Consider the following 11,508-nt stretch of genomic DNA (forward strand, 5'->3'; position numbering starts at 1 on the left):
CGGGTGCGCGGGGTGCCGGTCGCCCGGGTCCCGCCCCCCGAAGGGTCGGGACCCGGGCGACCGGGGTGTGCGGCCGTACGGGTCGGCCGGAGGGTCAGGCGTCGGGGCCGGCCGCCGCGCCCGCGGCGAGGGCCTGGAGGGCCTGCTTCCAGGCGAGTTCGCCGCCCGCGGCCTCCATCACCAGCCACGGGTTCCAGAAGTCGCGGTAGAGGGTGATGCGGCCCTCGGCGTCGAAGCGGACGATCGACAGGTAGGTCTGGGTGTAGGCGCCGCCGGTGGCCTGGAGCACGGCCTCGCCGGTGAAGGAGGCCACGACCAGGCCCTCCTCGGCGGTCGGCAGGAACTCGGGCTCGGCGAAGTCCACCTTCAGCTGCTGCCCGAACATGGTCATCTGGGCCAGGAGTTCGGCCCGGCCCCGCATCCGGCCGGCGAAGCCCCAGGCGGGGTAGGGGAATTCGAGGACGCCGTCCTCGGCGAACAGGTCCACCCACTCCTCCACCCGGCCGGAGCCGAGCAGTTCGAGGCTGTGGCGGAAGAGTGCGCGGTGATCGACGGTGCTCATGAGGGGACTCGCTCTCTGCGGTGCGTGCGGTGGCTGGAAGGGCAGGGGTTACGGGGTGTCGCTGTCGGTGTCGGTGTCCGTGGTGACCAGGCCGCTGAAGACCTTGTCGACGGCCCGGTCCGGGAGCAGTCGGGACAGCAGCCGGCCGCCGGTGGCGTCCTTGCCGACGCCGTAGCGGGTCCTGGGCCGGGGGCTGACCAGGGCGCGCAGGATGGTGCGGGCCACGTGGTCGGGGGTGAGGCCGCCGGTGCGCGCGGAGTGCTCGTTCTCCTCCAGGAACCGGCGGAAGGACTGCCGGTAGAGGGCGGCGACGGGGGCGGGGGCGGACTCCAGGGTGCGGCCGGCCTCCAGCGCCATCTTGTCCCAGATCGGGGTGGTGATCGCCCCCGGCTGCACCACGCTGACCGAGATGCCGAACGGGGCCAGCTCCCGGCGCAGCGAGTCGCTGAGGGCCTCCTTCGCGAACTGGGCGGCGGCGTACGCCCCCATGTAGGGGAGGGCCACGTTGCCGAGGCCGGAGGTGACGTTCACGATCCGGCCCGGGGTGTCGCCCGCCCGCAGCAGCGGCAGCGCGGCCCGGATCACGGCGAGCTGCCCCACCACGTTCGTGTCGAGCTGCCGGCGCAGCAGCGCGCTGTCCACGCACTCCAGCGGCGCGGTCACGGCGATGCCCGCGTTGTTGACCAGCCCGAACAGGCCCCCCTCGGGTTCCTCCTCGGCGATGGTGTCCAGGACCTTCGCGATGCCGTCCTCGTCGGTGACGTCGAGGATCACGGGGGTCAGGTTCGGGACGCCGGCGGCGGCGAGGCGCTCGGCGTCCTCGACGCGCCGCACCCCGGCCCGGACCCGGAAGCCGACCCGGGCCAGACGGTGCGCGGTGACCTCGCCCAGGCCCGAGGAGGCGCCGGTGACGAGGACGGCCTTCCCTCGGGGGTCGAGCAGGGGGGACTGTGGTGACACGAGGTTTTCTCCGTTGCGGTCGGGGCGGCGCGGGCGCGGGGACGGGGTCAGGAGGACTTCACGGCGGCGAGGAGCGCCTCCACGGAGGCGTCCGCGAGGCGCAGGGCCCGGTCGGCGTCCACCGCGCCCTCCACGTGGGTGAAGTTCCACGACAGCCGGTCGTGGGCGGTGGTGATCGACGCGCAGTAGTAGGCGTTCACCGACAGTCCGGCGACGAACTCGGCGCGCGTGACCCGCCACGGCCCCACCTCGTCGGGGAAGTCGAAGCGGCCCACGTTCGACACGCACAGCGTGATCGGGCCCTTCTCCTGCATGAACGTGAGGAACCGCTCGCTCTTCGCCACCGACTTGGGGGCCACCGGGCCCAGCGAGGCCACCGAGGTCAGGTGCTCCCCGTGCCGGCGCCGCCGCGACAGGTCCCGGGCCACGGAACGGGCGATCGGCCACAGCGGGGCCCCCGGCCGGTGGTCCACGATCGAGGGCACGGTCGCCACGTAGGTGCCGACCTCGTCCTCCCGCACCACCGGGTCCAGGGCCTCGCGGAAGGTGATGGGGGAGCCGATCGTGAACGGCCCCGGTTCGTCCCCCGCGTCCTTGGCGGCGGCGAGGGCCATGGCGGCGGTCAACGCCCCGTGCACCGTGGTCTGTTCCCGCTTGCACGCCTCGATCAGCGCCGCCAGGTCCTCGCCGGTGATCGAGCGGGTCAGCAGTTGGGTGACGCGCCGGTCGAAGGGGACCCGCTCGGTGGGTTCGAAGCGGCGCGGGGCCAGCTTCTTCGCCAGGTCCCGTTCGGCGAGCTGCTGTCCGATCACCTTGCGCAGGCCGGCCGCGCCCCGGTGCCCGGCGGGCAGCAGCCCCTCGGGCGGGGGCAGGGTCCGCAGGGTGCTCACGGCGGGCGGTTCGGCGTCGCCGGCGGCGAGGACGGCGGCGGCCAGTTCGATCCACTGCCGGGCCAGGGTCAGCACCGTGGTGCCGTCGGCGATCACGTGCGACAGGGTGAGGACCAGGTCGTGGGTGTCGGGGGCGCCGTCGACCCCGGTACGGGTCACCAGCAGGGCGCGGGCCAGCGGCCCGGCGGTCGAGTTCACGGCCGTGACCAGCTCGTGCGCGTTGACCTCGCGTTCCCAGTGCGCGTCGGCGTCCGGCTCGGGGGCGTCGGCGGGCACGCGGACCGTGCGCAGCGGGATCGGGCGGTCCGGGGCGGGCCGGAACCGGGGCCTGGTGCCGTCCGCCTCGGCCTCGATCGCGACCCGCAGCAGCGGGTGCCGGGCCTGGAGCGAGGACAGGGCGCGGCGGGCGGTGTCGGGGTCGAGGGCGCCGTGCAGCCGGGTGTGGCCCACGACGTTCAGGGGGGAGAGCTGGTCGCAGATCCAGTACCAGCGTTCCAGGGGGCTGAGCGGGCGGGCCGGTTCGCCGGTGGGCACGGCCCCCGGGGTGTGCTTGCGGCTCACGCGCCTGCCTCCAGGGAGAAGTCGAGGTACTCGGAGTTGGTCTTGTCGAGGACGGAGTCGGGGGCGAAGCGGAAGAACAGGTCGCGGCCGATGATCCGCAGGCGCTGTTCGGTCTGCTCCAGGCCGCTCAGGGCGTGCGCGCCGTTCACGATCTTGCGGGTGCGGTCGCGGCGGGCGGCCTCGTAGGAGCGCAGGCCCCGGCGGGGGTCGGCGCCGGCGGCGAGGGCGTCGCGCAGGTGGTGGGCGAGGACGACGGCGTCCTCGACGGCCATGCACGCGCCCTGGCCGAGGCTGGTCATCATGGGGTGCGCGGCGTCCCCGAGGAGGGTCACGGGGCCGTCGCCCCAGCGCTCCAGGAACGGCCGGTCGCGGGCCGGGAACGCGGTGATCTCCTCGATGGGGGTGGCCTCGACGGCCGCGACCACCTCCGGGGCCCAGCCCGCGTACGCGTCGAGGATCTCGGCCTTGTCGCCGTCCCAGGCGCGGGCCCGCTCCACCGGCATGTTCTTCGTGCCCCACCAGTAGATCCGGCCGGCGCCGATGTTCGCGATGCCGAAGCGGGCGCCGCGGCCCCAGTAGTGGGCGCCGTACTGCTTGGGCACCCGGGGGTGGGTGAACTCGGGGGTGGCGACCCAGCACAGGTAGCCGGTCTCGCGGGGCTCCTCCGGGCCCGCGACCTGCCGGCGGATCGCCGAGTCGAAGCCGTCGGCGCCGATCAGCACGTCGGCGCGGGCCTCGGAGCCGTCGCGGAACAGGACGGTGACGCCGTCCGCGTCGTGCTCGTAGCCGACGGCCGCCGAGTCCAGACGCAGCGGGGTGTCGTCGATCTCCTTGAGCAGCAACTGCTGGAGCAGGGTCCGCGAGACGCCGAAGCTGGGCGCGCCCAGCCGTTCGCAGATCTCCTTGAACCGGAGGGTGCGGATGACCTCGCCGCCGGTGGTGAGGAAGTGCAGCTCCTCCAGGATCTCGGCGTGGTCCTCCATCCGCAGGTCGATGTCCAGGGTCCGCAGGGCCGTCACCGCGTTCGTCATGAACGACAGGGCCCCGCCCGCCGGTCGCAGCTCGCGGGCCCGTTCGTGGACCTCCACGTCCACGCCGACCTTGCGCAGGGCGGCGGCGGCGGTCAACCCGCCGATGCCCGCCCCGACCACGATCGCCTTCGTCTTGCCGGCGGCAGTCACGATGCCGTCCCTTCCTCGGAGGTGTCCGCGGCCTGCCCGGCCGGGACGGGGGTGATGGTGCGGCCCACGTCGATCACGAAGGGTTCGTCCAGCAGCAGCAGGTGGTCGCCGGGGACGTCCACGACCTCGATCCGGCCGCTGGTGAGGGTGGCCCAGCCGTTGGCGGGCGCGTCGTGCAGGGTGCGGGCCGCGCCGTGCATGGGGCGCAGCACGTCGGGCAGCGGGGCCGTGGCCTTGACCAGCGTCAGGTCGATGGGCTCCGGCTCGGGCGTCCACTCGCGCAGCGCGTTCCAGTTCGCCTTGTACACGTCGAACAGGCGGCGGATCGCGGTCCGCGCGGTGGCCGCCGGCACGATCCCGACCTCCGCCGCGCGTTCGGCGATGTAGTCGAGGCGGGAGTCCTCGGTGTCGAGGTGCTCGGGGATCCGGTCCACGGGGGCGCTGCCGCCCCGGTCCACCCAGATCAGCTCCCAGAAGAACCACTCCATCATGGCCAGTTCGGCGACCTCCGGCCGCTCGCCCGGGTCCGGGGCGATGGAGTCCAGCAGCACCAGCTGTTCCAGTTCCGCCTCCCCGGTGCGGCGCAGTTCCCGGGCCATCTCGAAGGCCACGAACCCGCCGAAGGACCAGCCGCCGATCCGGTACGGGCCCTCCGGCTGCACCCGGCGGATCGCGTCCAGGTAGGAGCGGGCCAGCCCGGCCAGGGTGGTGATCGGGGTGGTGCCCGGTTCCGCGCCGGCCGCCTGGAGGGCGTACAGCGGCTGGTCCGCCGGCAGGTGCCGGGCCAGGCGCACGTAACAGAGCACGTTGCCGCCCAGCGGGTGCACGAGGAACACCGGCCTGCGGGCCGGGGCCCCGGCCGGCGCGGTGCGGATCGGGACCACCGGGTCGAAGGCCGCGCTCGCGTCCCCCGACCGCAGCCGCTCCGCGAGCGTCGCGATGGTCGGGGCCGCCACGAACGCCGTCAACGGCATCCGCACCCCGTAGCGCTTCTCGATCGTCACGATCAGCCGCATCGCCGTCAGCGAGGTCCCGCCGAGCGCGAAGAAATCGTCGTGGACACCGATCCCGGGCCGGTTCAGCATCTCCCCGAACAGCCCGGCCAGACCCGCCTCCAGGGCGTCCCGGGGCGGCACCGACTCGGCGCTCGGACCGGCCTCGATCTCCAGCGCCCGCAGTGCCGCGTCGTTGCGCTTGCCGCTCGGCGTCATCGGCAGCCGCTCCAGCCACACCAGGTGCGCGGGCACCATGTACTCGGGCAGCGACTCCCGCAACCGGCCGCGCAGCGCCGTCGGATCCGCCGCGCCCTCCTCGCCGAGGAGGTAGCCGACGAGGAAGGAGTCCCCGCCCTCGCCGCGCCGCTTGGCGACCACCGCCGCGCCCCGGATCCCCGGGAACTCCTCCGCCAGCGAGGTGATCGCGATCTCGACCTCCGCGGGCTCCACCCGGAACCCGCGCACCTTCACCTGGTCGTCGGCGCGGCCCAGCCACACCGTCGTCCCGTCCGGCAGCACCCGGGCCACGTCCCCGGTCCGGTACAGCCGCGCCCCCGGCCGCGAGGGGTGCGGCACGAACCGCTCCTCGGTCAGGTCCGGGCGGTCCTTGTAGCCCAGCGCCAGGCAGGCCCCGCCCAGGTACAGCTCCCCGGCCACGCCCACCGGCACCGGCCGCAGCCGCCCGTCCAGCACGTGCGTCTCCGCCCCGTCGATCGGCACCCCGATCGGCGGCAGCGCCGGCCACCCGGCCGGGTCCCCGGACAGCAGGTGGGCGCCCGCGATGTTCGTCTCGGTGGGCCCGTACTGGTTCTCCAGCAGCGTCGGGCGGGCCGCGCAGAACCGCCGCAGCTCGTCCGTCACCCGCAACTGCTCGCCGGAGGAGATCAGGATCCGCAGCGCGCGCGGCCGGATCCCCAGCAGATCGCTCGCCTCGGCCACCGCCTGGAGCGCCACGAACGGCATGAACCAGCGCTCGATCCCCTGCTCGTCGAGGATCCGCAGCAGCGCCGCCGGATCCCGCCGATCGCCCTCCGACACCAGGTGCAGGGTGCCGCCGCAGGCGGTGGTGGAGAAGATCTCCTGGAAGGACACGTCGAAGCTGAGCGGCGCGAACTGCAGGGTCCGGGCGCCCGGCGCGTTCGTCTCCGCCCGCAACTGCCACTGCGTGTAGTTCGCCCACAGCCGGTGCGGCAGCTCCACGCCCTTCGGCTCGCCCGAGGAGCCCGAGGTGAACAGGATCAGACACAGGTCGTCGAGGTCCGGGGTACGGTCCGCGATCCCCGTGCCGGCCGCCTCGACGGCCTCGGTCGCCGCCGCGAACCCGGGATCCCCGGGCATCGGCAGCCCCTCCACCGGCAGCAGCAGCGCCGGATCCGGCACCAGGCCCGCGTGCGCGGCGTGCGCGATCACCCGGAACGGGCGGGCCCGCTCGATCATCCGCGCGATCCGCTCCGCCGGGTACGACACGTCCAACGGCACGCAGGCCGCGCCGGCCCGCAGCACGCCCAGCACCGTCGCGATCATCTCGGGGGAGCGGTCCAGGGCGATGCCCACCCCCGCCCCGGCCGGCACCCCCGCCGCCAGCAGCGCCGACGTCACCTGCCGGGCCGCCAGGTCCAGCTCCCGGTAGGTCCACGTCAGCTCGCCGAAGACCACCGCCGGCGCGTCCGGGATCCGCCCGGCGGTCTCCGTGAACCGGTCCGTGACCGGACGCGGCACGTCCGTCGGGTTCGCCGGCAGCTCCCCGGCCGGGGCCAGGAAGTCGAAGGACACGTCCTCCGTCGGCCGGGTCGTGATCCGGCGCACGATCGCCGCCATCGCCTCCCCGTACAGCGCCGCCTGCGCCGGGGTGTAGATCCGGCCCGAGCCGTTCAACCGCAGCCGCACCGAACCGTCGCGCGGGTCCACCAGCGCGTTCACGAGCAGACCGAAGTTCGTCTCCTCCCACGTGGTCAGGTCCAGCAGCTCCAGCCGGTCCGCGTCCAGCACCGACTCCAGGTTGTGCAGCCGCACGAACGTGAACGCCGTGTCCAGCAGCGGAGCCCCGCCCCGCGCCTCCTGCACCGCGCTCAACGGGTACGCCCGGAACGGATGCGCCGCCCGCTCCCGCTCCACCACCTCCCGCACCACCGACAACCAGTCCGGCTGCCCGTCGCCCAGACGGAACGGCATCGTGTTCAGGAACAGGCCCGTGAGCCGGTCCGCGTGCTCCACCTCCGGCCGGCCGTGCGTCACCAGGCCCGTGGTCACGTCCCGCGCCCCCGACAGCAGCCGCAGGGTCAGGCAGTGCGCCGCGAACAGCAACAGCCGCAGCGGCACCGCGTACTCGGCGGTGAACTCACGGATCGAAGCCTGGAGTTCGGCGTCCAGCTCCACGTGGTGCACCACGCCCGCGCCGTCCCCCGGCGCCTCGTACGAGGTGAACGGGTCCAACTGGGTCGGCTCCGCGCCCGCCAGCGCCTCCCGCCAGAACTCCCGCGCCTCCGGCGAGGCCAACAGCTCCCGCTCCCGCCGCACGTGCGCCACCGGCGAGGGCAGCGGCGGGTGCTCGGGCAGCGACCCGCCCGCCGACAGCGCCAGGTAGTCGCCCAACAGCTCCGTCACCAGGTTCGCGACGCTCCAGCCGTCCAGGATCGCGTGGTGGAAGCTCACCACCAGGTCCAGCGTCCCGTCCCCGCGCACATGGCACCGCGTCAGGTGCAGCCCCGGCACCTCCGGGTCGTAGCGGAACGCCGCCCGCTCCGCCACGTGCGCCAGCACCGCCGCCTCGGCCGCCGCCGGGTCCTCGTCCCGCAGGTCCACGAGCTCCAACGAGCCCGCCACCCCCGCGTGCACCACCCGCAGCGGCTCCGTGTGCCCGCCCAAGGAGAACGAGGACCGCAACGCCGGGTGCCGTGCCACCAGCGCCGCGTGCGCCGCCCGCAACGCCGCCCCGTCCCACCCGGCCCGCAGCCGGTACCGGAACACGTCCTTGTAGACCCGCTCCGCGCCCTCCTCGTCCCCGTGGTACAGCATCCCCAGCTCCAGCCGGGTCATCGGCACCGCGTCCACCGCGCCCGCCCCCAACAGCCGCGCCCGGTCCATGCCCGTGACCAGCGCGAACGGCTGGTCCACGGGCTCGGGCACGAGCTCCGCGAGCGGGCTCGCCAACGGGGCCAGGGCCGCGATCGTGGGCAGCCGCGTCATGTCCGACAGGCCCACCGACCAACCGCGCCGCTCCGCCCCGGCCCGCGCCCGCAGCATCGTGATCGAGTCCCCGCCCAGCACGAACCAGTCGTCGTGCACCCCCACCCGGGGCAGGCCCAGCACCTCGGCCCACACCTCGGCCAGCACCGACTCCACCCCGTCCCGGGGCGCCACGAACCCGGCCGCCGGCTCCGCCCGCTCCGGCAGCGCCGCCAACAGCGCCCGCCGGTCCGCCTTCCCGTTCGCCGACAACGGGATCGCCGGCACCCGCGCGAACCGGGCCGGGATCATGTACTCCGGCAGGTCCCGCGCCAACACCGCCCGCACCTCGGCCGGATCCAGCTCCGCGTCCCCCACGTATACCCCGACCAGCACGGCGACCCCGACCAGGGAGTCCCCGCGCCCCGCCGACACCCGGTGCAGCACGACCGCGCCCCGCACCCCCGGCACCAGCGACAGGCGGTGCTCGACCTCACCGAGCTCCACCCGGTTCCCGCGCACCTTCACCTGGTCGTCCAGACGCCCCAGGTACTCCAGGGACCCGTCCGCCAAGCGGCGCGCCAGATCCCCCGTCCGGTACATCCGGGCCCCCGGCGTGAACGCGTGCTCCGTGAACACCGCCGCCGTCAGCTCCGGCCGCCCCAGATAACCGCGCGCCACCCCCACCCCGGCCACGCACAGCTCACCGGCCGCGCCCACCGGCTGCGGGTGCCCGTACGCGTCCAGCACGTGCAGCTCGACGTTGTCGATCGGGAACCCGATCGGCACCCGCGTCACCGGCGTCCCCGGGTCCGCCGGGCAGTCCCAGTACGACACGTCCACCGTCGCCTCGGTCGGCCCGTACAGGTTCACCAACGCCGGCACCCGCACCCCGGCCGCCGCGAACACCCGGTTGAACCGGTTCACGTACTCCGCCGGCAGCGCCTCGCCCGAACAGAACACCCGCCGCAGCGAACCCGCCCGCGCCGTCAGCTCCGGCCGCTCCTCCAACAGCTCCAGGAACTGCCCCAGCATCGACGGCACGAAGTGCGCCACCGTCACCCGCCGCGACTCCACCGCCTCCAACAACGCCCGCGGGTCCCGCTCCGCGCCCGGCGGCAACAGGGTCAGCTCCGCCCCCGCCGACTGCCACCAGAACAACTCCCACACCGACACGTCGAAGGTCACCGGGGTCTTCTGCAACAACACGTCCCCCGGACCCACCGGATAGCGCCGCTGCATCCAGTGCAGCCGGTTCACCACCGACCGGTGCTCCACCATCACGCCCTTGGGCCGGCCCGTGGACCCCGAGGTGTACAGCACGTACGCCAAGGACCCCGGCCCCGCCGGCTCCCCGAACCCCTCCGGCGCCGCCGGCAGCTCCCCGCCCGCGTCCACCACCTTCACCTCCGACAGCGCCCCCCACCCGGGCTCCACCCCCGGACCCGTCACCGCGACCCGAGCCCCCGAGTCCGCCAGCAACAGCCGCACCCGCTCCTCCGGGTGCGTCGGATCCACCGGCACGTACGCCGCGCCCGCCCGCAACACGCCCAGCAACGCCGGCAGCAGCGCCCCCGACCGCTCCATCACCACCGCCACCCGGTCCCCGGGCTCCACCCCGGCCCCCGTCAACGCGTGCGCGACCCGGGCCGAACGCTCCGCCAGCCCCGCGTACGAAAGCCGCTCCTCCGCCCCCGGACCCGTCACCGCGGCCCGCTCCGGCACCGCCGCCGCCCGGTCCAGGAACAAGCCGTGCAGGGTCGCCTCCGACGGGAACGCCACCGCCGTCCGGTTGTGCTCCGCGATCAGCGCGGCCCGCTCCGCCGGCGCCGGCCCGCTCAACGCCGACACCGGCGCGTCCGGGTCCTCCAACGCGGTCAGCACCAGGTTCCGCACGTGCCGGCCGAACGCCGCCACCGGGAAGTCCGCGTCGAACACGTCCGTCGCGAAGTCCAGGTCCACCACCAGGTCCGAGCCGTCCGCCGGCTCGTTCACCACCACCGCGAGCACGTCGTGGTCGTGCGCCCGCGTGGCTCCCGTCGTCTCCTGCGCGACCCCGGCCAACTCCTGCCCGGTGGGCCACTGCACGTACGACAGCGTCACGTCGAACAACGCCCGCCGGGCCCCGTCCGCCGCCGGCGCCTCCCGCAACACCTCGCCCAGGGGGAACCGCTCGTGCCGCTGCAACTCGCGGTTGTCCCGCAGCACCGTCGCCACCAACTCCGCGAACGGCACCTTCCCCGCCGCCCGCACCGGCAACGGCAGGGTGTTCGCGAACTGCCCCACCGTGCGCCGCTGCGCCGCCCCCCGCCGGTTGAACAGCGGCACGCCCAGCACCACGTCCTCCACCCGGTGCAGCCGCGCCAGGTGCACGGCGAACACGGCGGCCAGGAACGCGAACGGGGTCTGGCCCCGCTCCCGGATCCGGGCCGCCGCCGAGGCCGGCAGCGTGAACGAGTGCCGGGCCGAGACCCGCTCCCCGCTCCCCGCGCGCCGCGTGAACAACGCCGGCTCCACCCCCGTGAGAGCCGTGCGGAAATACCCGCGGTCCTTCTCGTACTGCGCGGAGTCCCGGTAGCGGGCCTCGTCCTCGAGCGCGTCCAGCGCGGAGGGCTCCACGCCGGTCGGCGCCTCGCCCGCCAGCACCGCCACCACCTGAGCGAGCAGCAGGTTCAACGCCCACGCGTCGGCCAGCAGGTGGTGGGCCACGACGCACAGGTGCACCGCGCCCGGCCCCTCCACCAGCACCGCGATCCGCACCGGGGCCCCCGCGAACAGGTCGAAGGGCCGGCCGGCCGTCTCGGCCACCCAGCGCTCCACCGCCCCCGGGCCCTCCTGCGACAGGTCCACGAGCGCCACGGCCGGGGCCGCCGCGCCGACCCGCTGCCCGGGCACCCCGTCGACCTCGCGGAACTCCAGGCGCAGCGCGTCGTGCCGGGCCGCGACCGCCTCGGCCGCCGCCCGCAGCGCACCCGCGTCCACCGGGCCCGCGAACCGTCGCGAAACGTGCAGATTGAACTGCGGCAGCCCCGGGAACAGCGCGTTCGCCACCCAGATGTCCCGCTGCCAAGCCGTCAACGATGCCCACGCCGGTGAATTCACGGTTCCCCTGTCGAGTCGAGCCCTGCGGACGTTGCGCCGCTCAGCCTGTGCGCCGAGTTCCACCGGATCCAGAAATTCCCCTGCCTGGTACT

At 74.7% G+C, this 11,508-nt stretch carries 5 protein-coding genes; all 5 read right to left on the reverse strand.

The features are described 5' to 3' along the window. Positions 1-94: 94 nt before the first annotated feature. From ACN20G_RS19335 to ACN20G_RS19355, 5 genes are read right to left on the reverse strand one after another with little or no spacing between them, the layout of a single operon-like run. Positions 95-562, reverse strand: a complete 468-nt coding sequence (locus ACN20G_RS19335) for a nuclear transport factor 2 family protein (RefSeq protein WP_424214050.1) — start codon at positions 560-562, stop codon at positions 95-97. A gap of 48 nt (positions 563-610) precedes the next feature. Beyond that, positions 611-1,522, reverse strand: coding sequence for an SDR family oxidoreductase (locus ACN20G_RS19340; protein WP_424214051.1), 912 nt, complete (start codon positions 1,520-1,522; stop codon positions 611-613). Between the two features lie 47 nt (positions 1,523-1,569). Next, positions 1,570-2,973, reverse strand: coding sequence for a phthiocerol/phthiodiolone dimycocerosyl transferase family protein (locus ACN20G_RS19345; RefSeq protein WP_424214052.1), 1,404 nt, complete (start codon positions 2,971-2,973; stop codon positions 1,570-1,572). Next, on the reverse strand, positions 2,970-4,154 hold the full coding sequence (locus tag ACN20G_RS19350) for an FAD-dependent monooxygenase (RefSeq protein WP_424214053.1): 1,185 nt from the start codon (positions 4,152-4,154) through the stop codon (positions 2,970-2,972). Before ACN20G_RS19350 ends, ACN20G_RS19345 begins: the two co-directional genes overlap by 4 nt. Continuing rightward, the gene (locus ACN20G_RS19355) at positions 4,151-11,416 is read right to left on the reverse strand and encodes an amino acid adenylation domain-containing protein (protein ID WP_424214054.1); all 7,266 of its coding nucleotides are present in this window, start codon (positions 11,414-11,416) and stop codon (positions 4,151-4,153) included. The genes ACN20G_RS19350 and ACN20G_RS19355 overlap by 4 nt, the downstream gene beginning before the upstream one ends. Positions 11,417-11,508 lie beyond the last annotated feature (92 nt).

The organism is Streptomyces dryopteridis, from assembly GCF_049606955.1.
Lineage (GTDB): Bacteria > Actinomycetota > Actinomycetes > Streptomycetales > Streptomycetaceae > Streptomyces.

Coding starts and splice junctions, on each gene's coding strand:
- ACN20G_RS19335 (WP_424214050.1), bottom strand. CDS start 562: ATGAGCACCGTCGATCACCGCGCACTCTTCCGCCACAGCCTCGAACTG.